This window comes from Paraburkholderia sp. USG1 (assembly GCF_031570135.1).
GTDB classification, from domain to species: domain Bacteria; phylum Pseudomonadota; class Gammaproteobacteria; order Burkholderiales; family Burkholderiaceae; genus Paraburkholderia; species Paraburkholderia dioscoreae.
This window is the reverse complement of sequence record NZ_JAMWXW010000002.1, coordinates 192,510-217,551: the sequence shown is the minus strand read 5'-3', so window position 1 is coordinate 217,551 and position 25,042 is coordinate 192,510. Positions and strand designations below refer to the sequence as shown.

The 25,042-nt window shown below is 63.5% G+C and carries 26 protein-coding genes; 13 read left to right on the top strand and 13 right to left on the bottom strand.

Going from position 1 to position 25,042, the window contains the following annotated elements:
* Positions 1 to 14 precede the first annotated feature (14 nt).
* The 8 genes from NE850_RS03500 (at position 15) to NE850_RS03465 (ending at position 5,807) form a co-directional block, all read left to right on the top strand.
* Positions 15 to 410: a carboxymuconolactone decarboxylase family protein gene (locus NE850_RS03500; protein ID WP_007177743.1), complete on the top strand. Its 396-nt coding sequence runs from the start codon at positions 15 to 17 to the stop codon at positions 408 to 410.
* Positions 411 to 508: 98 nt separating this feature from the next.
* A complete protein-coding gene (locus NE850_RS03495; protein WP_007177742.1) occupies positions 509 to 1,858 on the top strand; it encodes an MFS transporter in 1,350 nt (449 codons plus the stop codon).
* A 21-nt stretch (positions 1,859 to 1,879) separates the two neighbouring features.
* Entirely contained in the window at positions 1,880 to 2,794 is a 915-nt protein-coding gene (locus NE850_RS03490; RefSeq protein WP_171914101.1) for an NAD(P)-dependent oxidoreductase, read from the top strand.
* The gene (locus NE850_RS03485) at positions 2,791 to 3,183 is read left to right on the top strand and encodes a cupin domain-containing protein (RefSeq protein WP_007177740.1); all 393 of its coding nucleotides are present in this window, start codon (positions 2,791 to 2,793) and stop codon (positions 3,181 to 3,183) included. The genes NE850_RS03490 and NE850_RS03485 overlap by 4 nt, the downstream gene beginning before the upstream one ends.
* A 95-nt stretch (positions 3,184 to 3,278) precedes the next feature.
* Positions 3,279 to 4,067, top strand: a complete 789-nt coding sequence (locus NE850_RS03480; protein WP_035517296.1) for a carboxymuconolactone decarboxylase family protein — start codon at positions 3,279 to 3,281, stop codon at positions 4,065 to 4,067.
* Positions 4,060 to 4,293, top strand: a complete 234-nt coding sequence (locus NE850_RS03475; RefSeq protein WP_007177738.1) for a hypothetical protein — start codon at positions 4,060 to 4,062, stop codon at positions 4,291 to 4,293. The genes NE850_RS03480 and NE850_RS03475 overlap by 8 nt, the downstream gene beginning before the upstream one ends.
* Positions 4,294 to 4,307: 14 nt before the next feature.
* Complete coding sequence (locus tag NE850_RS03470) at positions 4,308 to 5,030, top strand: 2,3-diphosphoglycerate-dependent phosphoglycerate mutase (protein WP_007177737.1); 723 nt, start codon at positions 4,308 to 4,310, stop codon at positions 5,028 to 5,030.
* A 108-nt stretch (positions 5,031 to 5,138) separates the two neighbouring features.
* Positions 5,139 to 5,807: a GntR family transcriptional regulator gene (locus tag NE850_RS03465; RefSeq protein ID WP_007177736.1), complete on the top strand. Its 669-nt coding sequence runs from the start codon at positions 5,139 to 5,141 to the stop codon at positions 5,805 to 5,807.
* A gap of 17 nt (positions 5,808 to 5,824) precedes the next feature.
* On the opposite strand, the gene NE850_RS03460 is transcribed toward NE850_RS03465, so the two are convergent.
* The 8 genes from NE850_RS03460 to NE850_RS03425 form a co-directional block, all read right to left on the bottom strand.
* Entirely contained in the window at positions 5,825 to 6,796 is a 972-nt protein-coding gene (locus NE850_RS03460) for a D-2-hydroxyacid dehydrogenase (protein ID WP_007177735.1), read from the bottom strand.
* 31 nt (positions 6,797 to 6,827) lie between these two features.
* Positions 6,828 to 7,190 (bottom strand): DUF4387 domain-containing protein, encoded by a 363-nt coding sequence (locus tag NE850_RS03455; protein ID WP_007177734.1) that lies wholly within the window; start codon positions 7,188 to 7,190, stop codon positions 6,828 to 6,830.
* Between the two features lie 4 nt (positions 7,191 to 7,194).
* A complete protein-coding gene (locus tag NE850_RS03450) occupies positions 7,195 to 8,553 on the bottom strand; it encodes an acyclic terpene utilization AtuA family protein (RefSeq protein ID WP_007177733.1) in 1,359 nt (452 codons plus the stop codon).
* A 44-nt stretch (positions 8,554 to 8,597) separates the two neighbouring features.
* Positions 8,598 to 9,413, bottom strand: coding sequence for an N-acyl homoserine lactonase family protein (locus NE850_RS03445; protein ID WP_007177732.1), 816 nt, complete (start codon positions 9,411 to 9,413; stop codon positions 8,598 to 8,600).
* Entirely contained in the window at positions 9,414 to 10,778 is a 1,365-nt protein-coding gene (locus tag NE850_RS03440) for an MFS transporter (protein WP_232064361.1), read from the bottom strand.
* Between the two features lie 99 nt (positions 10,779 to 10,877).
* Positions 10,878 to 11,810, bottom strand: a complete 933-nt coding sequence (locus tag NE850_RS03435; protein ID WP_011492274.1) for a LysR family transcriptional regulator — start codon at positions 11,808 to 11,810, stop codon at positions 10,878 to 10,880.
* Between the two features lie 61 nt (positions 11,811 to 11,871).
* On the bottom strand, positions 11,872 to 12,696 hold the full coding sequence (locus NE850_RS03430) for a CoA ester lyase (RefSeq protein ID WP_007177729.1): 825 nt from the start codon (positions 12,694 to 12,696) through the stop codon (positions 11,872 to 11,874).
* Positions 12,697 to 12,732: 36 nt separating this feature from the next.
* Positions 12,733 to 13,923: a CaiB/BaiF CoA-transferase family protein gene (locus tag NE850_RS03425; RefSeq protein WP_007177728.1), complete on the bottom strand. Its 1,191-nt coding sequence runs from the start codon at positions 13,921 to 13,923 to the stop codon at positions 12,733 to 12,735.
* Positions 13,924 to 14,259: 336 nt separating this feature from the next.
* On the opposite strand from NE850_RS03425, the gene NE850_RS03420 reads away from it, so the two are divergent.
* Together NE850_RS03420 and NE850_RS03415 are read left to right on the top strand one after the other, a co-directional pair.
* Complete coding sequence (locus NE850_RS03420; RefSeq protein ID WP_007177727.1) at positions 14,260 to 15,036, top strand: carboxymuconolactone decarboxylase family protein; 777 nt, start codon at positions 14,260 to 14,262, stop codon at positions 15,034 to 15,036.
* Between the two features lie 49 nt (positions 15,037 to 15,085).
* The gene (locus NE850_RS03415) at positions 15,086 to 16,375 is read left to right on the top strand and encodes an MFS transporter (protein ID WP_007177726.1); all 1,290 of its coding nucleotides are present in this window, start codon (positions 15,086 to 15,088) and stop codon (positions 16,373 to 16,375) included.
* Positions 16,376 to 16,446: 71 nt separating this feature from the next.
* On the opposite strand, the gene NE850_RS03410 is transcribed toward NE850_RS03415, so the two are convergent.
* Complete coding sequence (locus NE850_RS03410) at positions 16,447 to 17,769, bottom strand: MFS transporter (protein ID WP_007177725.1); 1,323 nt, start codon at positions 17,767 to 17,769, stop codon at positions 16,447 to 16,449.
* 94 nt (positions 17,770 to 17,863) lie between these two features.
* Positions 17,864 to 19,042, bottom strand: a complete 1,179-nt coding sequence (locus NE850_RS03405; protein ID WP_007177724.1) for a mandelate racemase/muconate lactonizing enzyme family protein — start codon at positions 19,040 to 19,042, stop codon at positions 17,864 to 17,866.
* A gap of 206 nt (positions 19,043 to 19,248) precedes the next feature.
* Here NE850_RS03405 and NE850_RS03400 point away from each other — a divergent pair, with 206 nt between their 5' ends.
* Complete coding sequence (locus tag NE850_RS03400) at positions 19,249 to 20,001, top strand: GntR family transcriptional regulator (protein ID WP_007177723.1); 753 nt, start codon at positions 19,249 to 19,251, stop codon at positions 19,999 to 20,001.
* Between the two features lie 69 nt (positions 20,002 to 20,070).
* Here NE850_RS03400 and NE850_RS03395 read toward each other — a convergent pair whose 3' ends face one another.
* The 3 genes from NE850_RS03395 to NE850_RS03385 are packed head-to-tail and all read right to left on the bottom strand — an operon-like array spanning position 20,071 to position 23,073.
* Positions 20,071 to 20,850, bottom strand: a complete 780-nt coding sequence (locus tag NE850_RS03395; RefSeq protein WP_007177722.1) for a class II aldolase/adducin family protein — start codon at positions 20,848 to 20,850, stop codon at positions 20,071 to 20,073.
* A 50-nt stretch (positions 20,851 to 20,900) separates the two neighbouring features.
* Positions 20,901 to 21,764 (bottom strand): amidohydrolase family protein, encoded by an 864-nt coding sequence (locus tag NE850_RS03390; protein WP_007177721.1) that lies wholly within the window; start codon positions 21,762 to 21,764, stop codon positions 20,901 to 20,903.
* A gap of 19 nt (positions 21,765 to 21,783) precedes the next feature.
* Positions 21,784 to 23,073, bottom strand: a complete 1,290-nt coding sequence (locus NE850_RS03385) for an MFS transporter (protein ID WP_007177720.1) — start codon at positions 23,071 to 23,073, stop codon at positions 21,784 to 21,786.
* Between the two features lie 362 nt (positions 23,074 to 23,435).
* Between NE850_RS03385 and NE850_RS03380 the strand changes: the two genes are divergently transcribed.
* Together NE850_RS03380 and NE850_RS03375 are read left to right on the top strand one after the other, a co-directional pair.
* Positions 23,436 to 24,167 carry an IclR family transcriptional regulator gene (locus tag NE850_RS03380; RefSeq protein ID WP_007177719.1) on the top strand — a complete coding sequence of 244 codons (732 nt, stop codon included), beginning with the start codon at positions 23,436 to 23,438 and terminating at the stop codon, positions 24,165 to 24,167.
* Positions 24,168 to 24,189: 22 nt separating this feature from the next.
* Positions 24,190 to 25,020, top strand: coding sequence for an enoyl-CoA hydratase/isomerase family protein (locus NE850_RS03375; protein WP_051224174.1), 831 nt, complete (start codon positions 24,190 to 24,192; stop codon positions 25,018 to 25,020).
* The last annotated feature ends 22 nt before the right edge of the window (positions 25,021 to 25,042 follow it).

The window sequence follows — 25,042 nt, the reverse complement described above, 5'->3', positions numbered from 1 at the left end:
ACAGAGGAAATACGATGGATACCAACGACCGCTTCAACAAGGGTTTTGAAAATCGCAAGGAAGTACTGGGTGCGGCTCACGTCGAAAAGTCGTGGGCCAATGCCGACGACTTCAACCGGCCGATGCAGAAGTTCGTCACCGAAAGTTGCTGGGGCGACATCTGGGGCGACCCGACGTTGCCGTTCAAGACGCGCAGCATGCTGAACCTCGGCATGCTCACGGCGATGAGCCAGCACCACGAATTGTCGGTGCACGTGAAGGGCGCGTTGCGCAACGGCGTGACCAGGGAAGAAATCCGCGCGGTGCTGATGCAGGCCGCCGTGTATTGCGGCGCGCCGCTCGCGCTCGCGGCTTTCCGCGTTGCGAGCGAGGCGATCAAGGCATACGAAGCGGAAACAGCGGCCGCCTGACGCGGCAAAACACCCGGACGGCCAGGGGCTGACAGCACACGGGGAAGCGCAAGGAGAATCGCACCGCCACACGGTGCGAATAACGAATGGAGACAGAGATGAAAGCGTTGACTGGGAATGACGTTGTAATGTCGGAGGGCGAGCAGTCGATCGAAACGAAGAGGCGCAACGCGATCAAGGGCGCGTTCTTCTCCGAGTTCATCGACATGTTCGACATCTATCTGCCGGTGGTGGTGCTCTCGCCGGTACTTGGATATTTCCAGCCGCCGCATCTGTCTACCGGCATGGAAACGATTCTTGCGTCGCTGGTATTCATCACGACGCTGCTGGGCCGTCCGGTCGGCTCGTTGCTGTTCGGCATGATTGCGGACCGCATTGGCCGGCGCATGGCGTCGATCTGGTCGGTATCGGGCTTCGGCGTGGTGACGCTGCTGATCGCGCTGCTGCCCGGCTATGAAAGCATCGGCATCGTGTCGTATTGGCTGCTGGTGCTGCTGCGCTTCGTCGACGGGATTTTTCTGGGCGGCGGCTACACAGGTGCGATGCCGCTCGCGATCGAGTACTCGAAGAAAGAGCAGCGCGGGTTTGTCGGCGGCTTCATCATTTCCGGCTTTCCGGCCGCATACGTGACGATCAACCTCGTCGCGATGCTCATGTTCGTGCTCTTTCCGCTGAACGGCATGCATTCGCCGTACGCGCAATGGGGCTGGCGCATTCCGTTCGTGCTCGGCGCGGCGCTCGCCGGCCTGCTGACCCTGTACTACGTGCGCAAGGTCGCCGAATCGGAGATCTGGAAGAGCGAAACCGCCGACAAGGCGGCCGTCGCCGAAAAGCTGCCGCTCTCCGACCTGCTGCGCGGCAAGAGCGGGCGCAACCTGCTGCAGGTGCTTCTGATGATGACGGGCTTCTGGCTCACGCAAAACATCATCACGATCTATCTGCCGACCGGCCTGCTGGTGAAGACGCTGCATCTGAGCGGCTTCCAGATGACCGCGACGCTCATGCTCACGTACTTCGTGCTGTTTTTCAGCTACATCGGCTCGGGACTGATCGCGCAGCGCATTGGCCGGCGCCGTTTCTTCGTGATCGTCGGCCCGCTGATCGCCACGGTTGGCGCGGCGCTGCTGTACGTGCTGGCGAACGTCGACGGACTGTCGCTGCCGGCCATCATGGCGCTGGTGTGTGTGCTCGCGGTGCTCGTCACGTCGCCGTGGGGCGTGATCGTTACGTACATCAACGAGCGCTTCGTGACGGATGTGCGCGCAACCGGCTTCGGCGTCGGCTTCAGTCTGTCGGTGATTATCCCTTCGTTCTACGCGTTCTATATGAACTGGCTCGGCGCGTTCATGCCGCTGCGGCTGACCTCGGTCGTGCTGCTGTGCGTGGGCGGCCTGATCGGCATGATCGGCGCGCTGATGGGCCCGGAAACGAAGGATGTCGATTTCTGATTTGAAGGAGGAGTGGAATTCATGAACAAGGAACGGGTCGGCTTTATCGGTCTCGGCAACATGGGCGGACGCATGACGCGGCGCCTCGTCGACGCGGGCATCGCGGTGCTCGGCTACGACACCGCGCGCGAACGTGTCGACGCGGCGGGCGCGAAGGCGGCGGGCACGGTGGGCGAAGTGCTCGCGTTCGCGGACGTCGTGATGATGTCGCTGCCGGACAGCAAGGTGGTCGAAGCGGTGGTGGAAGGCGAGGACGGCGTGCTCGCGCACTGCCGCGAAGGACAGATCGTGGTCGATCTGAGCACGGCGGCCGCCAGTTCGACGATCCGCCTCGCGAAACGCTTCGCCGAGCGCGGCGTGCGTTATGTCGATGCGGGTATTTCGGGTGGCGCCGCGGCCGCGGAGAAGGGCTCGCTGACGCTGATGGTGGGCGGTGCCGCCGATGCGGTCGCCGCGCTGCAATGGGCGTTCGCGCCGATCAGCTCGAAGGTCGCATACATGGGAGAGAGCGGCGCGGGCCACACCACCAAGCTGCTCAACAATTTTCTGAACGCCGTGAGCCTTGCCGCCAGCGCCGAAGTGATGGTGGCGGGCAAGAAGGCGGGGCTCGACCTGCATCTGCTGCTCGACGTGCTGAACAGCAGCAGCGGCGTCAACTTCGCCACGCTCAACCGGTTCCCGAAGATCGTCGACGGCGACTATCTGGAAGGCGGCCTGACCGGCAAGCTGATGACCAAGGACGTCGTGCTGTACGTCGACCGCATTCGCGAACTCGGCGTGATCTCGCTGAATTCGGCCGGCCCGCTGGCGAGCTTCGGCCTCGGCACCGCACTGGGTTATGGCGATGTGATCAGCAACCGTGTCGTCGATGCGATCGGCGACGTGTCGGGCGGCGTGCGGCTGTTCGATAGCGCAAACAAGGAGAAAAACGCATGAAGGTCTTTCACGGCAGAGCAGCAGGCGCGGTGTCCGAGCGCCGTAGCGACACGTTTACCGGCACCGTCTGGGCCGATCCGGTGATGCCGGCTACCAATGGCGTCACCATCAACACGGTGTTCTTCGCACCGGGCGGACGCACCTACTGGCACACGCACGAGTACGGCCAGGTCTTGCAGGTCACGGCCGGGCAGGGCTGGATCTGTCTGGACGGCGAAGAGCCGCAGCCGATCCGCCAGGGCGATATCGTATTCATCGGCCCGAACGAGCGGCACTGGCACGGTGCGAGCGAAGGCAGCTACATGGTCCACATTGCGACGTCGATCGGTAAGGGCACGTGGCAGGAAGAGGTTGCGGAGCAGGATTATCCGGCAACCGCCGCGCGCTAGCGCGAAGCAGTGACCGCGCGTGCGGGGCGTTCGCAGCAAACGCCTCGCACGCGCCGATGAATCACGCGCTGTATTGCAATGAGGGAATTCAGATCATGACCCAGACCACACCGCAGCCCGATTCGTCCCGTCTGCGTGACGAACTCGTCAGGCTGCACGGCAAGGCAAGTCCCGAGTGGGACAGCCTCGTGCGCCTCGATCCGCGTTTCGTCGACGCATACCTGAAATTCGCGGGCGTGCCGCAGCGCAGGAATCATCTCGACGACAAGACGCGCGCGTTCATCGCGCTCGCCGCCGATGCCTGCGCGACGCAGCTCTATGCGCCGGGTGTTGCGCGTCATATCGAACGGGCGCTGTCTTTCGGCGCGACGCGCGAAGAGCTGATCGAAGTGCTGGAGTTGATCAGCACGATTGGTATTCACACCAGCAACGTCGGCGTGCCGGTACTGCTCGAAGTGCTGGAGGAAGAGGGCTTGCGCAAGGGCGCGCCGCCGCTCGACGAACGCAGGCAGAAGCTGAAAGCCGAGTTCGAGACGAATCGCGGCTACTGGCATCCCACATGGGAAGGTCTGCTCGAACTCGACCCCGACCTGTTCGAAGCGTATGTCGAGTTTTCGTCGGTGCCGTGGCGCACCGGCGTGCTGAGCCCGAAAATCAAGGAATTCATGTACTGCGCGTTCGACGCCTCGGCCACGCACCTCTATGTGCCGGGCCTTAAGCTGCACATCCGCAACGCGCTGCGCTACGGCGCGACCGCCGAAGAACTGATGGAGTTGCTGGAGATCGTCAGCGTGACGGGGATCCACGGAGCGGAGCTAGGCGCGCCGCTGCTCGAAGCCGCGTTGAAACGCAGTGGCGCTGCAACGGGAGAGCCGCATGCGTAATCCGGCCGTGCGTGACATGCGTGACGTGCGTGAGCCCGTTTTTTCCGTGGGGCCGGCGCCGCGCGAGCGAGGTGTGCCGCGTGTGTCGTCTTTGCCGGCCAACGCGAAGTCCGGGCCGGACTGGTCGGCATGGCGGGCAATGCAGAAGCCGCCGCTTTCGGTGCTCGCGTCGAACAGCAGCGAGCATGCGCACGTGTTGGCCGTCGCGATTCTCGGCTACAACTGAAGCCGGGCATCGAGATGACTCTTCAAACGGGCACTCTGGTCGTACTGCGTCATGGCCAGTCGATATGGAATCGCGCCAACCGCTTTACCGGCTGGAGCGACGTCGGTCTGTCCGTGCAGGGCGTGGCCGATGCGCAGCGCGTCGGCGAACGGCTGCGCGAGGCGGGCTTTCGCTTCGATCTGGCGGTGACCTCGGCGTTGCTGCGCGCCACCGATACACTCGCGCACGTGCTGCGAACCCTCGATCAGCCGCCGCCCAGAACCGTGCGCTCGTGGCGGCTGAACGATCGCCACTACGGCATGCTGACAGGCATGGAAAAAGATGAGGCCGCGCTCGCCTATGGCGCGGAGCGGGTGCGGCAATGGCGGCGCGGTTTCGACCTGGCGCCGCCGGCGCTCGATACGGACCTGCACGCGGCACTGGTGCGCGCCTTGCACGACGACGCGATGCCCGAGGCCGCCGCGCTGCCCCGCACCGAAAGCCTGCGCGACACGTTGCGGCGCGTGCTGCCGCTGTGGGACGAATGCGTGGCACCCGCCCTGACGCGTGGGCAGTCGGTGCTGATGGTGGGACATGGCAACTCGTTGCGCGCGCTTTTCAAGCAACTCGACAACATCGGCGACGACGCGATCGCTTCGGTCGAGGTCGCGCATGCGGAACCGTTGGTCATGAAATTCGATGCGACGCTCTCGGTGATTTCGCGCACACCGCTCGCCGCGCTGGCAGCCAGCCGCTGAAACGCACGCCGACTTGCTGTTTTTCTGGCCTTTGCGCATCAAAGGCTGCCGGTGACGAAGCCGCTCACGTATCATGGAGGCTGAATCTTGTCGGACGGGAATACAATAATGTCAACGGACATGGGCTTGGTCAGACCCGAGACGCTGCGGCATCACGTAGAGAACGTGCTGCGCCAGGCAATCGTGAGCGGACGTTTCGCGCCGGGTGCGCGGCTGATTGAACGCGAACTGTGCGAATCGCTAGGCGTGAGCCGCACATCCGTGCGCGAGGCGCTGCGCAGGCTCGAGGCGGAGAAACTGGTGCGCAGCGTGCCGCACAAGGGCCCCATCGTTGCGGTGATGTCGAAAGAGGAGGCCGTCGAGCTATACGCGCTGCGCGGGCTGCTCGAAGGTTTCGCCGCCCACGAATTCGCACGCCTTGCAAACGACGACGCCATTGCGCGCTTTGGTGAAGTGGCGAAGGAACTACGCGTCGAAGCCGCTGCGCAAAACCAGGCCGGCGTTCTGCGGGCCAAGACCGCGCTTTACGATCTGCTGCTGGAGAACTGCGGCAACGCGCTGGTGCGGGAAATCCTCAACAGTCTCTATTCGCGCATCAATCTGCTGCGCACCACCTCGCTAATGCATCCGGAGCGGCTGCCGGACAGCCTGCGCGAAATCGACCGGCTATACAAGGCATTGAAAGCGCGCGACGGCGAGGCCGCGCAGGAGATCGCGCGGCTGCACGTCGCCAATGCCGAGAAAGCCGCGCTGCGGATGCTGGAAAGCGCGGAATAAAGACCCGCGCGCTACATTCAGGCGCGGCCTGCTTGCCCCACCACATTGCGCGGCTTGCCCGCGACAAAAGCATCCACGTTATCGAGCAACTGATCGGTGAGTGCCTGGATTGCTTCATCGCTTGCCCAGGCGACGTGCGGTGTCAGCAGGAAATTGGGCATTCGGATCAGCTTCTGCCACGGATGCGACGCGGGCATGGGCTCTTCGGTCACGACGTCGAAGCCCGCGCCGGCAATCTGTCCGCTTTGCAATGCGGCGCCCAGCGCGCTCTCGCTGACGAGACCGCCGCGCGCGGTGTTGATCAGAAGCGGGCGCTTCGCCATCTTCGCGAACTCGGGCGTATCGATCATATTGCGCGTGGCCGGCGTCAGCGGGCAGTGCAGCGTGATGACGTCACTTTCGGCGAGCATTGTCTCGAACGGCGTGTAGAGCGGTCCCATGCCGTCGACACCCTTGTAGGCCGACATCAGCACGCGCATGCCGAGCGCGGTGCCGATGCGTGCCACCTCGCGGCCGAGCACGCCGTCGCCGATCACGCCCAGTGTCGAGCCCGACAGGTCGCGGATCGGATGATCGAAGAAGCAGAACTGTCCCGCTTCCTCCCAACGTCCCGCCAGCACCGATTCACGATACGCAACCAGCGAGCGCCGCAACGCGAAAATCAGCGCGAAGGTATGCTCGGGCACCGTATGCAGCGCGTAATTGCGGATATTCGACACGACGATGCCGCGCGCGTCGCAGGTCGCGATATCGATAACGTCGGTGCCGGTCGCGGCGACCGCGATCAGCTTCACGCGCGGCGCGTCGGCGAGTGCGGTCGCGTCGATCTTCACCTTGTTGGTGATGACGATGTCCGCGTCGGCAATGCGCGTGGCGACCTCGGCGGGCGAGGTCGAATCGAAGGTGACCAGTTCGTGTTCGAACGCGAGCGAGCGGAGTCGCGTGCGCGGCGAGATCGTGCCGCGGTCGAGAAAGACGATACGCTTCATGTCGTAACGGGCCCGCAAAAGGTGATGGACATCAGCGCGAACTCGCGGCCGGCGGAATGCGGATGCCGATCAGCGGTTCGTGCTGCTGCGCGCCGTACACGTCGCGGTCGCCGGGTGCGCCGGACGTGGGCCCGGTGCGCGGAATCGTGATCTTGATCGCGTTGGCCGCGTCGAACGCAACGATGCTGACATCGCTCTGCTCGACATGGTACAGCGCGCTCACCAGTTCCGGGGTCAGCACGCGGCTGTCGAGTACACGGCGGTACGCGGCGGCGTCCGGAAAGATCATGTCGAACGTCAGGTACAACGGGCCCGCGTTCTTGCTGCGCATCACTTCGGCGAGGTCGTAGAGGGTGTCGCCGCGGGAGGGGTCGAATACGTCGGACAGGTTCATTGCATCACCCGATCTGGGTCGTGGTTACGGGAAAGAGCGCGGCTGCGTCGGGAACCTGCATCACGTGATAGATCGTGAACTCGTACACCGGCCCGCCGACCAGGTCCGACGGCGAGAACGGAAACGCGAGATTGCCGGCGGTCGCCTTGCGGCCCTTGAAATAGCCGTGCAGGAACGAACTGCGCGCGAGCGAGAGCGCCATGTTCGCCAGCTCCTGGGTCGGCGCGATTGCCTCGATCACCATGCCGATCTCGTGCGCGAGATGCGGCACCCGCTGATCGACGCGCACGCCGTTGCGGCCGTAGTAGATGAAATTGAGCTCGTACTCGCCGGGCTTCATGTCGTGCGCGGTCAGGCGTGCCACGTCGTCGCGCACGCGAGCTTCGACCTGATCGACCGCCGCGAGCAGACGCGGATCGGTCATGCCGGCTATCGTGATGGTGCGGTAGCCGCGCAGCTTCACGCCTTCGAGCTTGATGCTCGGCGGCATCTCGACGAGCTTGCTGCCGCTCACCCGCACGCGCCGGTCGTCGAGTTTTTCGATGTGCGTGTGTTCGAGGTCCACGAGCCCTTCGGGTTCGTAGAAGTGATGGGGGTCGGGCTGCTCGTACATCATATGCGCGGCCACTGAAACCGGCGTCACGCCGCGCTCGGGGTTCATCGGTTCCAGTTCGAAATGATCGCGCCTTAGCGTGCCGAGCAGGCAGTCGTTCGCGGCGAGCGGCACCGCGCATTGCGCCCCGCATTCGAGGAGCTTTGCCATATGGAACGCGAGCCCCATATCGAAGCCGCGCCATGCAGCGAGGCTCGCATAGATCGCGGTATCGCACGCGCGGCCCGCGATGATCACATCCGCGCCCGATTCGAGCGCATTGACGAACGGATCGGTGCCCATCTGCGCGACGATGCGCGTTGCGTCGTCGACGTCCTGTTCGGTGAGTTCGGGCAGCACGCCCATCGACTTCACGCGGCCTTCGCGAATGGCCTGCTTGATCACGTTCCTGTCGATGTCGGCGGGGATCGTCGCGAGCTTGTAGCGCAGGCCGTCGCGGCGCGTGACTTCGTCGAGCACGTCGAGGAATTCTTCCAGATGCGGCTGGGCGCCGGCGGTGCCCGCCGTGCCGATCACGTAGGGCACGCCCGCATCGCGCGCGGCTTTCAGCGAGAGCCCCAGATCGCGGCGCAACTGCTCGCGCTTGATCAGCGACTTGCCGCTGCCGAGGTAATAAGGTCCCGGATCGGACGAGCCGTTGTCCGCGCCCACCAGATGCGGTTTGCGCGCGATACCGTTACGCAGCGATGCTTCGGGAAAGCCGTAACCGAGATTGCCGGCCACGGCCATGATGCGCAATTCGTCTTCCATAGCGAGTTATCTTCCTGGTCTAATGATGTTTCTTCAGGCGGGGTTCATTCGGCATGGCTGACTGGCGCCACGTCGAGCCGCGCGACGATCCCTTCGAGTTCGCGGGTCGGCGCCGGATAACGTTCCAGGACTTGCGGATCGTGGCCGGGAATCACGTGCTGCTTCGAATCGGCGAGCAGGTAGACGGTGTCGAACGCGTCGAGCATCTTGCACACGTCGCAGGCATTCGAAAAGGGCCGGCGTTTCTCGATGTTGTCGTAGAAGTGCGACGCATCCGATGCGACCACGACCCAGCCGCGCGCCGTTTTCACGCGCACGATCTGCAAACCGGGCGTGTGTCCGCCGACCGGTTGCAACTGGATGCCGGGCGCAAGTTCGGCGGGGCCGTTGTGCATCACCACGCGTTGCGCAAAGTTCATCTTCACCATCGCGGCAACATCTTCGGGCTCATAGTGATGGGCGAAATGCGCGTCCTTCATATGGCGCCCGGTCGCGAAATGCATCTCCGGTTCCTGCAGATGAAAACGCGCCGAAGGCAATAGCGTGAAGTTGCCGACGTGGTCGTAATGCAGATGCGTGATCACGGCGTCGCTGACAGAATCGGGATCGATACCGACGAGCCTTAACGAATCGATCGGACAGCGCAGCACGCCGCGCCCGCGTTTTGCCGCGACTTCGGCGTTGAAACCCGTGTCGATCAGCACCGCGCGTTCGCTATTGCGCGCGACCCACACGTAGTAGTCGAGCGGCATCGCACTACTGTGATCGTCGTCGCCGCCGATGAAGTTGTCGCTGCGCCAGCCGTCGCGGCGCGCGTACTTGATCGCAAAGAGTTCATAGGTGTCTGAAGCGCCTGTCATTTACATGCCTCCAATATTGAGGGGTTTCTTTACGTCGATGCCCGAGTCGGCGCCCGGCTGTGCCTGCACTTCCTCGAGTGTGCGTTGTTTGGTTTCGACGCCGAGCGTGATGAGAATCACGACGAGCAAGGCGAACAGCGCGGCGATGAACGACACCACGCCGAGCAGTCCCGCGAGTGCATACACGGCTGCCACCACGTACGGCACGCCGACGTTGACCGCGCGTCCCGCCGCGTTCGCGAGGCCGACACCGCGCAGCCGCAGCCGGGTTGGGAACAGCTCGGTCACGTAACACGCCACGCCGAGCGCGGAGGTGACATAGATGCACGTCGTCACGCCGAAGCCGACCAGCGCGATCGTCACCGCATGCGTGACGTACGGATACGCCATGCCGATCACCGCGCCGAGCGCGGAGAAGATCACAAGCCCCCATTTGCGGCCGATCCTGTCGGCGATCGCCATACTGATCAGCGAACCGGCAGGCCCGCCCGCGAACATGGCCGACGTGATCAGCAGGGAATGGGTAATGTCGAAGCCCTGCTTGACGAGAAAGGTCGGCACCCAGGCGACGAACGCATACATCGCCGTAAAGGAAATACAGATCACCGAGATGCCGACCAGCGTGCGCGATAGCTGCCGCGCGGCGAACAGATCGCGCAGACGGCCGGGCTCTTCTTCCTGCGGCGCGACCGGCAACGGCGCGTCGCGGCGCACGCTTTGCGCTTCGATCTTCTCGACCACTTCGCGCGCTTCCTGATGGCGTCCTACCGCCGCAAGCCAGCGGGGCGACTCCGGCATCTTCTTGCGCAGATACCAGATCACGAGGGCGCCGATACCGGGAATCGCGAACATCCAGCGCCACCCGAAATGCGGAATGATCAGGAAGCCGCACGCCGCCGAGACCAGTACCGACGAGTTGGTGATCAGGTTCAGCAGCGAAGCAAAGCGACCTCGCGCATGCGCGGGCATGAACTCGTTGAGCGTGCTATAGCCGACCACGATCTCCGCGCCGAGGCCGATGCCCATGATGAAGCGCAGCACGATCAGCCATGTCATGGACGGCGCGAAGGCGGCCGCGATCGAGGTGAGGCCAAAGATCAGCAGATTGAACTGATACGAAAAACGCCGCCCGAAGCGATCGCCGATCACCCCCGCGCCCCATGCGCCAAGCGTCAGACCGGCAAAGCTCATCGAAATGAATAGCGCGTTCATGTGCATGTCCGACAGACCCTGCTGCACGAGCGCGCCGAGCACGCTGCCGGCAAGGAAATTGTCGAATGCGTCGAAGAACATGCCGCCGCCGATCAGGCCGAGCAGCCGCCAATGAAACGGTCCGGTCTCGAGCGAATCGAGCCGCTGTGCCACGTTTGCTCCATAAGCCGACATTGTCTGTCTCCCATGTTGTTGTCGTCGCAAGCACCTTTGGCTTCAAAGGCGCGGAACCGTGCATGCCGCGGAAGGCGTTCAGGAAAACGCCATTTGCGCGGCAAAAAACATTGCTTCGATCAACGGCTCTTCGCGGCGCCGCGCAAGGCTGATGAACGACAGCGGAATTTCGATCGGCACTTCGCGCGAGATCGCGGCGCCGTATTTCTGCGCTTCGTCGATCGCGACCGTCTCGCGCGCCAGCGACAAACCCACACCCGCACGCACCAGTTCGATCATCGAGGCTTCCAGATCGACCTCGGCCGCGACTCGCGGCTTCGCGCCGACCGATTCGAATGCGTGCGTCAGCAGCCGGTGATGCATCGACGTAGGCGGCGTCCAGATCCACGGCAACTCGGCCAGTTCCGCCCAGCCGCGTCCGTTGATACGTTCCTGCCAGCCTTTGGGTGCGATCACGTAATAGGTGATCGGCATCAAGGCAATGGCATGCAATTCGATGCCGTCGCTTTCCGCTGGCGTGCCGAGAAAGAAGCCAACGTCGAGCGCACCGCTCGCAAGCTGTTCGAGTATCTGCCCCGTCATTGAGTGACGCAGGCGCGTTCGCACTTCCGGATAGTGGTTCGCCATGTATTGCAGCACTGCGCCCAGCCGAATCGTCTGCGGATTGAGGATCGTGCCGATCGAGACGGTGCCCGACAGAATGCTGACGAGGTTGTCGGCGGCGACGTCGAAATTGCCGATCGCGTCGAGAATCTGTTCGGCGTAGGGCAATAGCTTGAGACCGTCGGCGGTCAGCGTGAGACCGCGCGGCGAGCGCGTCAGCAAACGCAGCTTCAGTTGATCCTGCAGGTTCTTCAGTTGCACGCTGACAGCGGGCTGCGTGAGATTGAGCAACCTGGCCGCCTTGGTCAGACTGCCCTCGCGCGCGACCGCGACGAACGCGCGAATGTGCTGCAGATCGTTGATGCTCCGGCTTGACGGTTTGCCGGAAAAGAGCTTCGAGAGAGTCATTGGCAGGGACGCGAATGGCCGCAAACGCGGCGCGGTCAACGCGCCAAGACCTGTCGGCAGCTCACGCATGGCCGGCCGCCGCGAGAATGCGGCGCGCTTGCGCGAGCACCGGCGCATCGACGAGCTTGCCGTCCACCGCGATCGCGGCACCGCTCCCCGCGACTTCGCATACGCGCGTCGCCCACTGCAGTTCGCGCGGCGTCGGGCCGAGCCCTGCCGTAACCGGCGCGATCTGCTTGGGGTGCACGCACAGCTTGGCGCCGAAACCGAAGGCTCGCGCGCGCCGCACTTCGTCGTCGAGCGCCGCGGGGTCGTCGAGCGTCGTGCAGACGCCGTCGACGGCCGGCAGCAATCCCGCCAGGCGCGTAAACAGCAGGATCTGCGAGCGATAGTAATGCAACGGCTCGCCGATTTCATTCGCGCCGATGTCGAGCGCGAGATCGACCGTGCCTAACATCAGACGTTCGACGTGCGGCGCACGCGCGAGCGCCGCCAGATTCGCGAACCCGGCTGCGGTTTCCATCAGCAGATGCAGCGCCCAGGCCGGCTTCAAAGACGCGATGCGCACGATTTCGTCCACATGCTCGGCTTTGGGAATCACGATGCCGTCAATGTCGAGCGCGGCGCAGGCGTCGAGATCCGCGTCGTACCACGGCGAGCCGTGGCTGTTGATGCGCACCAGCAGTTGCACGTTCAATGCGCGCGCGGTGGGGGCGAGGGCAGGCAGCGTGGTCGACAGCGAAGCGCGTGCGTGGTCCTTGCGTGCGTGTTCGACCGCGTCTTCGAGATCGACGATCACCGCGTCGGCACCGGCGCGCGCGGCCTTCTCGAAGCGCTCGGGGCGCGTTGCGGGTGCGAACAGATAAGTGCGTGGCGAAAGTGACATGGACGATGGTTAGAAATGGATAGTGATGTCGGTGGCTCAGATCACGCCTGCCGCGCGCAGCGCGGCGAGATCCGAACCGCTGCAGCCGAGCAGTTCGCCGAATACCTCCTCGTTGTGGCTGCCGAGCGTCGGTCCGAGCCATTCGATCGCGCCAGGCGTTTCCGACAGACGCGGAATCACGTTCGGCACCGCGACGTCGCCCGCGCGCGACGGCATGGTGCGGATATTGCCGCGCGCCTCATATTGCGGATCGTCGAAGATGTCGGCGACGCTGTACAGCAGGCTGGCGGGGACCGAGCCTTCGTCGCACAGACGCAGTACTTCGTCGTGGTCGCGCGCACCGATCCAGTCCTGCACCAAAGCGTTGACCGCGTCGATGGCGGCGATCCGCACGGATGCGCGGCCCCACTGATCGTCGTCTGCCAGCTCGGGGCGTTGCATGACGTGCGCGAAGCGGCGGAATATCTTGTCGTTGGTGCAGGCGATCGCGATCCAGCGCTCGTCGCGAGTGCGGTAATGCGCATGCGGCGCGACGTTCACCGCGTTCGCGCCCATCCGTTCGCGCACCTTGCCGAACATGTGATAAGCCGGAACCATCTCGTCGAGCACGCGGAACATGGGCTCATAGAGCGCGAGATCGACGCATTGGCCGTGGCCGGTACGCTCGCGGGCCTGCAACGCGATCAGCGCACCGATCGTCGCGTACATGCCCGAACCATAATCCGCGAGCGAGGTGGAACCCGGCGTGACCGGCACGCGGCCGGGCTCGCCCGCGAGATAGGCAAGCCCCGAAAACGCGTGCGCAACGCGCGCAAAGCCCGGTTTGCCGCGATTCGGGCCATTCTGCCCATACGCGGAAATGCGGACGAGGATCGTGCGCGGATTGAGCTTGTGCAACGACTCGAAGTCGAGGCCCCATTTCTCGATCACGCCCGGCCGGAAATTTTCGACCACGATGTCGCAACTCGCTGCGAGATCGCGCAGCATCTGGCGGCCACGTTCGTGGGCGAGATTGAGCGTCACACATTTCTTGTTGCGGCTTTCGGTGAGCCACATCAGCGTGTCGCCGCATTCGGTCTCGGTGCCGAAGCGGCGCAGCGAATCCCCCGTTTGCGGCGGCTCCACCTTGATGACTTCCGCGCCGAACTCGGCGAAGATCGTCGTACAGAACGGACCGGCCACGAAGGTTCCCAGGTCGAGCACTCGCAAGCCTTCCAGCGCTTTCATGCGGATTCCTGTTGCAGTTGTCATGAGGGAGATGCTCGGCGCGACGAGCGCGAGCGTCCATTGAAATGTGCGAAAGGTCGATATAAGCAACGCTAAATAATGCGCTGCGTCACGCACGCACCCCCTCCCCGGAACCCTTTGTACATAGCGCATGAGGGCGTTTCGCGGCGCATGCGGCTGCTGCGGAGCAACAACGCGCCTCGCTGGGCATATCGGTTTGCGGTTTCGTAAGGTCGCTCATAAGATAAGTGTCACTCCCTCCGCGCGGTTCGCCGGTCGTTGGTTTGCATGCGAGGCAGCGCGCTTTCACTCCTGACTTGTCACTTTGGATGCCTAATGACTTCACTTACGCTCAAGGGCCGGATTTCGTCGTTCGTTGCTGCCGGCGGCTCGTGGCCCGCCTCGCTCGATCCGCTGATCGCGATTAGCCCGGAATTCGTCGAGGCTTACCTCGCATTCGCGGGATGCGCATATCGCAACGGTCCGCTCGAACCGAAGGTGAAGGCACTCGTGAGCTTCGCGCTCGAAGCGTCGGTCACACATCTCAATGCGGTTGCCGTGCGCCGCCATTGCCGCGAAGCGCTGCGCCTGGGCGCCACGCGCGACGAACTGCTCGAGACGCTCGAACTGATCAGCGTGATCGGCGTGCATGCTTGTGTGATCGGCATGCCGGTGCTCGAAGAGAAGGTTGCGAACGACCCGCGCAACGCGATCGACACAAGCCACGCCGATGCGCGCCGTCAGGCGATCAAGAGCGAATTTACGGAAAAGCGCGGCTACTGGAGCGCGATCTGGGACGGCACGCTCGCGCTCGATCCTGACTTCTTCGAAGCGTTTACGACGTTCTCATCCGTGCCGTGGGTGCACGGCAAACTGCCGCCGAAAGTGAAAGAGTTCATGTACATCGCCGTGGACGTATCGGTCACGCATCAATACGTGCCCGGCACGCACGTGCATATCGAGAACGCGCTGAAGTACGGCGCAACGCCGGCGGAGATTCTCGAAGTCATGCAACTGGCAAGCACGATGGGGATAGCCAGCTTCGAGCTGGCGCTGCCTATCGTGCTCGACGAGATCGCCGCGCGCGAAGCGCAAGCGCTGGTCACTCCGTAATCTGCGCCAGCCGAGCGCCCATAACATCGAAAACGAAGGGAGACACGCAATGGACACCGCATACGACACGCAACGGATCGGCAAATCACGCTGGCTGCGGGTAGGTCTGATCGTTTTTGTCAGCTACCTCGTCGCGTTTGCCGATCGCACCAACATCGGCGTCGCGGCACCGCAGATGGCGCACGATCTGCAACTCGGCACGACGATCACCGGCGCGCTGCTGGGCGCATTCTTCTGGGGATATCTGGTCACCCAGATTCCCGGCGGCTGGATCTCGACGCGCATCGGGCCGCGCCGCGTGATCGCCGTCTCGATGTTCATCACCGGCTTGATGGCGTGCCTGACCGGCATGGTGCACACGCTGCCCGCACTGATCGCGGTGCGTGTGGTGATGGGACTCGCTGAAGGCGTGATCTGGCCGTCGTTTTCGGTGATCTTCGTGCGCTGGTTTCCGGCCCGCGAGCGTGCGCGCGGCATTGCGTTCGCGCAATATGCGCTGCCGTTGTCCTCAGTGCTGATGGCGCCGCTTGCGGGCTGGATGATCGACGTATTCCACTGGAAGACGATGTTCGTGCTGCAAGGCCTGCCTGCGATCTTCATGGCCGTGCTCGTGTGGATGTTCGTTTCCGACGATCCGACCACCGACCGCTGGCTGTCCAGCGCGGAGCGCGACTTCATCACGCAGCAGCGTCTCGCGGGAACCGGTGCGGACGGCAGCTTCGGCAGCGTGCTGAAGCGCTCGACGGTGTGGCTTCTCGCGATCGTCGCGCTGTCGTGGATCATGGTGATTTTCAGCTTCGGCCTGTGGATGCCGAGCCTCATCAAACAATATTTCCCGCACGGTTACGCCGCGGTCGGCTGGTTGACGGCGCTACCTTCGCTGTTTGGCGCATTGTCGATGTTCGTGAACTCGTGGCTGTCGGACAAGCCGTCTACCATTTCACGCGGCTGGTTCGTCGCCGTGCCGCTGGTGGTGGCCGGTGCGGCGCTGCTCGCGCAGCACTATATCGAAGGCGGCGTTGTGTTTACGATGGTGATGTTCTGTATCGCCGGCGCTGGGCTGTTTTCGCCGGCCGGCACGTGGTGGGCGTGGGTGATCAGCAAGGTGCCGCGCAATCAGGCGGCGCCGTCGGTCGCGATGATCAACATGTTTGCCAGCTTCGGCGGCGTGGTCGGGCCGCTGATCGTTGGCTTCTATGCGCGCGGCGGCAATCTGTCGAGCAGCTTCTACATTCTCGGCTACTTCCTCTTCGGCGCGGCCGCCGTGATTGCACTTCTGATTCATCGTACGCAGCAGCGGGATATCGAAGCGCCTACAGTACCGCTTGCGCTGCATTGAGATTTTCTAGCGCAGTTCACCCGCGATGTCCGCAGGACGGGGGGCGTAGGCCCCCCCGGCGCGACGTAGTTCTACTTCATCACCTCGGCATTACGCACCGCGTTGCGAGCCGTTCCAGACCGTTCGGCGGCCGACTTCGACAACGCGATCGCCACACCGCCCAGCAGCGCAGACGCGCCCAGTGCGAGCAGCGAGAGCTTGTAGTCGGACGAAGCCGCACGTACATAGCCAACCATCAGCGGCCCGAGGAACTGTCCGATCAGATTGCCCACACCGCTCACGAACGCTACGGCAGGCATGGCCTTCCTCATCGGCAGGATCTCGGTGAGCCGGGCGAAGACCAGCGGCATCAACATCTTCAGCGTGAAGCCGAGCGCAATGAACAGCGCAATCTGCAAATAGAACAGCGGAGCAGGGACGAACGCGGCCATTATCATTAGCACGCCGGTGAGCATGGTCGGAATCGCCGCATGCCAGCGGCGCTCCTGGCCATGCCGGTCCGAGCGGCGACTGATGTAGTAGATGCCGAACATCGACATCACGAATGGCGCGCCGGACAGAAAGCCGATCGTCGTTTCGCTCAGCTGTCCGTAGGACTTCATCACCGAAGGCAGCCATAGCGTCGTGCCGTACAGCAGGATCGTATTGAGCCCGAAGCCGAGCGTCAGCAGCCAGACGGCGGGTTCGTTGAAGATCGTCCACCACGGGTCGTGCTCGGGCTTCGTGTAGCCCGACTGTTCCGTGGCGAGATCGCGGCGCAGCACGTCACGGTCGGCGGCTGAGAGCCAGCCTGCCAGGTCGAGGCTTTGCGGGATTGCCTTGAACCACACAAGGCAGAAGATCCATGCGGGCAGGCCTTCGGCGATCAGCATCACACGCCAGTCGAAATGGGCGATCAGCGCACCGGAAATCGGGCCAGCAAGGAAACCGCCGAGCGGTGCGCCCAAATTCCAGATACCGAAGGCGCGCCCGCGTTCGGGCCTCGTGAACCATTGTGCGAGAAGCATCGAGGTCGCCGCGTAGATCGGACCTTCGGCGCAGCCGAGCAGAATGCGCACCGCGACGATCTGCCAGAAAGTCGTCGCCACGCCGGTCAGCATCGCCGCGCCGCCGAACAGCAGCAGACAGATCGCGACGAGCCGGCGCGGCCCAAACTTCAGCGACATATAACCGCCGAGCAGCTGCGTGAAAGCATAGCCCCACGCGAACGCGCCGCCGATCCAGCCTCCCTGCACGGACGTGAGGCCCAGCGCCTTCGTCATGTGCGGCAATGCCATCGCGATGTTCACGCGATCGAAATAGGACAGCATGTAGACCGCGAAAACGATCGGCAATACGATCGTCCATCGGCCGCGGCCGACGCCTTTGAAATTGTCCGGATCGGATGGGGTCACGGTAGTCTCCTTGTATGTTGTTCTGGTGATGCATCGCGCGAAGCGTGTTTGTGTTGATCGGGACGCTTCGCGTTGTCGCGTCCCGATGCCTGCTTCATTGATCGAGCGGTGCGCCGTCGATCGTGCTGCGCATCGACACCGGCCGGTGCAACGGCGCACGGCGATGCTCCACGTCGTCCACCAGTTCGACGCCGATACCCGGCGCGTCCGGCACGGTGATGAAGCCTTCCTTCGGCACCGGATGGTTCTTGACGAGATCCGAGCCGAGCAGATTCTGCCCGGACTTGAGCACGAGGTTCTCGAAGCCGGTCGGGTACTCCTGGATCGCGAAGTTGGGCACTGAAGCCGCCACCTGCATGCACGCCGCGAGGCTGATCGGCGACAAGGGGTTATGCGGCGCGATGTCGACGTTCTGCGCTTCCGCGAGTGCGGCGATCTTCTTCGCGCCGGTGATCCCGCCGCACACGCAGACCGACGTGCGCGCATAACGCACCCCGCCGCCCGCCAGTTGCAGATGGAATTCGGCCGGCGTGCTGAAGCGTTCGCCGGTCGCGACGGGCACGCGGATCGCGTGACCGACGGTCGTCATCTGCGTGTAGAACTCGGGGCGCAGCGGGTCTTCGAGCCACATCGGCGTGAGCGGTTCCAGCACCTGGCCGATCGCGATCGCTTCGGCGGGATTCAGACGACGGTGCATTTCGATCAGCAGATCGACGTCCGGTCCCACTGCCTCGCGAAAGGCCATTACCCGCTCCTTCGCGTCGCGCACCTTGCCGGCAAAGGAGCGGAAATAAACATCGCCTTCCGGCTCGTCGAGGAACGGGTTGATATGGCCTATGGCGGTGAAACCTTCGGCGCGCAGGCGTCGGCAATCCGCGAGCACTTCGTCGAGCGTTTCCGCGTAGACATGGCCATATACGCGCAACTTGTCGCGGTATGCGCCGCCGAGCAGTTGCCACACGGGCACCTGCAGCCGCTTGCCGAGCAGATCCCAGAGTGCGATGTCGATCGCCGACACGGCCGCGTTGACCGCGGTGCCGCGAAAATGCGAGAAGCGCTGCATCACGTTCCAGTGCCGTTCGATCTGATTGGCGTCCTTGCCGACCAGATATTCGCCGAACTTTTCGAGCGCGGCTTTCGCAGCCTCGATGTGTCCCCACGAGCCCGCCTCGCCGAAACCGGTTAGCCCGGCTTCCGTGCGGATGCGAGCGTAGAGAAACTGGCCGACGTGTAGCGCTTCGACAGAGGTGATGCGGTGAATACTCGATTTCATGGGTGGATCCAGCCAGCGGCCTTGATGAGGTAATGGGAAGTCGTTGTGCATGCACCGATACCGCGCCGGTCAATCGACGCAGGTGGACGTGGTGCCGGGTCGCAGCCCGTTGGCAGCGACACTCGTCAAGGCTTAACTCTAGGTAGCTGCCGATGCGTTGGGAATCAAATTCTGTAGTGTTATTTCTATATTCTCTATAGAATTAAATGATGACCCAACTTGATCTGAGTCCCGCTTTCGTCCGGCTTGCGCGCCACATGCGCGAACGGATCGTCGGCGGCGAATGGATGCCCGGACAGTTGCTGCCGGGCGAAGAAGCGCTTGCCAAAGAGCTAAAGGTGAGCGTCGGCACCGTGCGCAAAGCGTTCGACGTGTTGAGCGGCCAGGGCCTCGTCGTCCGTCAGCGAGGGCGGGGCACGTTTGTCGCGAGAGCCACCAATGAGCGCGCGTTCACGAGCTTCTACCGTCTCGTCGACCGGCGTGACGACATGCGCCGCCTGCCGGTCGATACGATTCTGCTGCGCGAGCGGGCCGCCGCCCGTGAGGACGAGCGTGCCGCGCTGCGTCTGGAACCAGGGGACCTCGTTTATCGGCTGCGCAGGCTCCGTTCGCTCGGCGAGACACCGCTGGTGCTGGAGTCGATCGCGTTCCCGTATGCACGGGTGGGCGGCAAGGAGTGGGGAAGCGACGATGCGCCCGCTCACCTCGTGTATTCGTTTCTCGAGCAGCAGTGCGGCGTGTCGGTGAGCCGGGTCGAAGATCGCCTGCAGGCCTGTGCGCTCCCCGAAGATATCGCCGTAGATTTCGGTCTTCCGGCTGGGCAGCCGGTGCTGTTGAGCATTCGCGTGGCGTTCGACCTGCAAGGCGCGCCGGTCGAGTTCCGGCGGTCATGGGCGTCGACTCAAACTCATGACTACCTGAGTGAATTACGCTGGATTGGTGCTAATGAGGATGCCTGAGGTTTTTGGCGGGACCGTACTCGATCCACGGTACGTAACAATGACAACGCGAAGTGCACAATCACGCGGCTAGGTACGGAACGACGGATCGCGCCGGTCCAGAAACCGCAGCATGGCCGGCCATTCCATTTCGCCGTACGGGCGGCGGGTTTCCGGCTTGTAGAGATGATTGGTCCTGTCGATCACCTCCTGCGGCGGGATTTTCAGGTCCGTGTTGCAGGCCATCGCGTCCACTTGCACGCGGCACGCGTTTTCGAGCCAGTAAATCGCATTGAACGCCTGCGCGATCGAAGCGCTCGCTACCAGTAGACCGTGATTGCGCAGGATCATGACCTCGGCATTGCCGAGATCTTCCGCTAGCGTCTTGCGTTCGTCGAGGTCGATCGCTACGCCCTGATAGTCGTGATAGGCGACCGGATGAAAGCGCATCGCCGTCTGCGTGAGCGGCAGCAGTCCGCATGCAAGCGCCGACACCGCCATGCCGCCGCGGCTATGCGTGTGAATCACGCACTTCACGTCGTGGCGCGCCGCATGCACCGCGCTATGAATCACGTAGCCCGCAGCATTCACGCCGTACGTGCCTTCATTCGGATTGAACAGCACATTTCCGTCGATATCGATCGTAATCAGGCTCGACGCCGTGACCTCCTCGTACATGAAGCCGTACGGGTTGATCAGGAGGCGCGTTTCGTCACCGGGAATACGGGCGGTAATGTGGTTGTAGACTAGGTCGCTCAGCCCGAAGTGAGGCATCAGGCGATAGCAGGCGGCGAGATCGACGCGCGTTTGCCACTCCGCGTCGGACACCATCGATTTCACGTGCGAAGGCTTTTGCTGTTCCATCAACATGGTCGTCTCCTGTTAGCTGACGCACGCTGCGAGCGGTCGTCACTGATTCATCATGCAAAGCCGTAGAGTCGGGCAGGGTTGTCCACCAGTATGCGTTGCTGCAACGCCGAAGTGGGCGCCCAGCGCATCAACGCATCCAACAGTTCGCCGTCATCAGGCAGGGTGGATTCAAAAGACGGATGCGGCCAGTCGGTTCCCCATATGCAGCGCTCGGGCGCGGCGTTCACCAGCCGCGTGGCGAGCGGGTCGACATCGGCGAACGGATAACCCGCGCTGGACGAGCGGTAGCCGCACAGCTTGACCCACGTGCGGCCGTTGTCGAGCAACGCGCACAGCGTGTCCACCGCCGGATGATCGACGCCCCAAGCGGTCGGAATATGCCCCATGTGGTCGATCACGACTTCCGTGGGCAGCCTGTGTAGAAGCAGCGCCAGTTCCGCCAGTTGCTCACCGTCCACATAGACCTGCGTATGCCAGCCAAGCGGCGCGATGCGCTCGGCCATTTTCGTCAGATGATCGACCGGAGGGCCACCGGCCGTCACGAGGTTGATGCGCACGCCGCGTATACCGGCCTCGTGCATGTTCTGAAGTTCTGCATCGCTAACCGTCGGCTCGATCACCGCGATGCCGCGGCTGCGCTGTAGTCCGAAATGCTTGAGCGCGTCGAGCGTGCAACGGTTGTCTGTGCCATAGAAGCTGGGCTGTACGATCACGACGCGCTCGGTGCCGAGTATCGTCTGAACGTGCTCGTACTGGCTGAGCGACGCTTCGGCCGGCGTGTACGCGCGCTGTTCGCTCAACGGGTAATGCTCGACCGGTCCGACGATGTGGATATGGCAGTCGCAGGCGTCTGGCGGCGCTTTTTTCTTCGGCGGGTGTACCGTCGTGCGGGCCGGCTGGCAGCGTTCGGGCATCGGTAGCGCTCTTCAGGATTTATGACGGAGTGTAGCCACTCGCGGCTGTGCCGTCGGGTAGCGTGGAGCGTTCGGTTTCTTCCTCGGGCAACGGCCGGCCGAGCGTTTCAGGCAGCAGCAGGACGGCGAGCAGCATGAGCGCGTAGGCGGCGATGCCGAATGTCGCGATCGCATTGCCGAGGCCCATTACGGCGGTCAGCTTGCCGACCATCGCAGGAAAAAGTGCGCCGACGCCGCGGCCGAAGTTGTAGCAGAAGCCCTGTCCCGCGCCGCGAATGCGCGTGGGGAACAGTTCGGTCATGTAAGGGCCCATCGGCGAAAACATCATGAACGCGCAAAGGCCGAGGGGAAAACCCAGAATGAGCATGGCCTGATTACTGATCGGCACCAGCATGTAGATGCCGAGCAGCGCCGCGGAGCCAAACGCACTGACCGCGAACGTCTTTTTGCGGCCAATGGCGTCGGCCAGATAGGCGCCAAGAATAAAGCCGACAAACGCGCCGAGAATCATCACGGTGGTGTAGCCGGTCGTGCCGATCACCGAGAGTCCCCGTGCACGTTTGAGGTAAGTGGGCAGCCAGATGAGGAACGTGTACGAGCCGCCGATCGAGCCCATTGCCAGCGCCGAAACCTTGAGTGTGGTGGCCAGATAATCGGCATGGAAGATTCCACCCAATTGACGCATCACGCCCGCAGCATGCCGTTCGCGCCGGACTTTCCTGAACACGCTGGACTCGGGCACGTGCCGGCGCACCCAGAATACCAGCAAGGCGGGGGCGAGCCCGATCCAGAAGAGGGCTCGCCATGCGAGATGCTCGGGCATGATCGAGAAGAAGAGGCCGAATAGCAGCGCGGCCAGTCCCCACCCCACCGCCCAGCCGCTTTGCACGACGCCTACCGCGCGCCCGCGGTAGGCGTCGCGAACGGTCTCGCCGATCAGCACCGCGCCGGCCGCCCATTCGCCGCCGAAACCGAAACCCTGCAGCGCGCGGCAGATGAACAGCTGCTCGTAGTTTTGCGTGAAGCCGCTCGCGAACGTGAACAGTGCGTACCAGAGGATCGTGGCTTGCAGCACGGCGACGCGCCCGTAGCGGTCGGCGGCGATGCCGCTCAACCAGCCGCCCACCGCCGACGCCAGCAAGGTCACGGTGCCGAGCATGCCCGCCTCGGTCGCGGAGATGCGCCAGCCGACCAGCAGCGTGGGAATCACGAAGCTGTACACCTGCACGTCCAGCGCGTCGAGCGTCCAGCCGAGGAAACAGCCGGCCATGGTGCGCCGCTCAGTCTTGTCGAGCTCCGTCATCCACATGTTTGTCTCCTGCCGCCCCGGTTATTCATGCAACGGAGCTTTCTTGACGTTTTGGTATCCGAACTGTCTGAATGAAACATCGTCGCGTCAAAACACGCGTCCGGATGGTCGGCGCGCTGCCAAGCCTGATGGGTCGGCTACTTTTCGCTATTTCGAAAAGATTTTCGAAAATGATGGATCGAATATAGGAGCCGTGTTTTGGCGTGTCAAGAATGCAATCGCGGGATCGCCCGCTCAGTCCCTTTCGACGGGCTTGTGGGCCTTCCTGGGGCTTTCCACTAGCTGAAACGCCTTGGATCCAGCGGTCTTTCTCGCCTAGACTGATTTCGAAATCGCAAATCAATTTTCGAAATGGCGAAAACATGAAACCGACAGATCGTGCCTTGGGTATCTTCGAAGCCTTCGAAACCGTTGGCCGTCCCATGACCCTCAGCGAGCTGGCCGAGGCCGCGGGGCTGCCGGTGAGTACGAGCCACGGCATCGTGCGCGTGCTGATGGAGCGCGGCTATCTCTATCTGACGAGCCGGCGCAAAGACCTCTTTCCCACGCGCCGTCTTTACGACATGGCGGCGAAGATCATCGCGAACGATCCGTATATCGAACGGCTCGAACCGTATCTGGGGGCGCTGCGCGATGCGACGCAGGAAACCGTGATCGTCGGCAAGCGGCAGCAGAACGAGATCATTTATCTGAGCGTGCTCGAAGGGCCGCAGACCATTCGTTACAGCGCGGCGGCGGGCGCGCTCAAGCCGCTTCACTCCACGTCGATCGGCAAGGCGATGCTGAGCCGCGCCGAAGCCGGCGAGTTGCGCCGTCTTCTTGCCGAATCGGCACTTGCTTCCGTGACGGATCACACGTTGACCTCGGCGCAGGCGCTTTTCGACGATATCGCGCAATCACGCGAGCGGGGCTATTTCGTCACGCGCGGCGAAAGCGTAAGCGATGTGTTCGCGGTGGCGGTGCCCGTCGACGTGAACCGCGACACACTCGGCATTGCCATTGCGGGTCCGCGTCACAGAATGGACGGGCAGATCGAGCGCATCGCAGCCGTGCTGCTCGATGCAAAGCGCGCGATCGAACAGTCGAAGCCATGAGCTTCATGCGGAAAGTCCATTCATGAGCCAACCGTCCAACCTTCCAACGAACGCCGCGGATAGCGCCGCTTCCGTATTGAGTGAAGCGCGCGACGGCATGCTGCATGTGACGATCAATCGCCCGGACAAGCGCAATGCGCTGAACCGCGCCACGCTCGACATGCTGCGCGGCGTGTTCAGCGATGCCGCACGCGACACGACGCTGCATGCCGTCGTGCTGACAGGCGCGGGCGACCGCAGCTTCGCGGCGGGTGGCGATCTGCGCGAGTTCGACGCGTTGCGCAGCGAGGCGGACGCGAGCGCGTTGTTCGATCATGCGGCCGCCACGCTCGATGCGATCCGGGCCACGCCGGTGCCAGTAATCGCGGCATTGAACGGCACGGCGCTCGGCGGCGGCGCTGAACTTGCGATTGCCTGTGATTACCGGCTTGCGGCGCCTCACGCCTGCTTCGGTTTCGTGCAGGCGACGCTGGCGATCACCACGGGTTTTAGCGGCGGCGCCGATCTGGTCGCGCTGCTCGGTCCCGCCCGCGCGATGCGCGTACTCGCGCAAGCCGCGGTGTTGGGCGCGCAAGAGGCGCGCGCGCTTGGTCTGGTCGACGGCGTGTGTGCCGACGGGCAATCGCTCGGCGAATACGTGGCGCAGTTCGCGCAACCGTTTGTCGACCGGCCGGCGCATGTCGTGCGCGCGGTGAAGCGGATCGCGGCGGCGCACCGCCGCGCTGCCGCGGCATCCACGCGTGACGAGGAGCGAGCGGCATTCGTTGCGACATGGACCGCGCCCGAGCACTGGGCGGAAGCGCAAAAGTTTCTGGACCGCCGACGCGCCGATACGCAGGCGCCGTCGAGTTGAACGACATCGGCGCACAACCAGG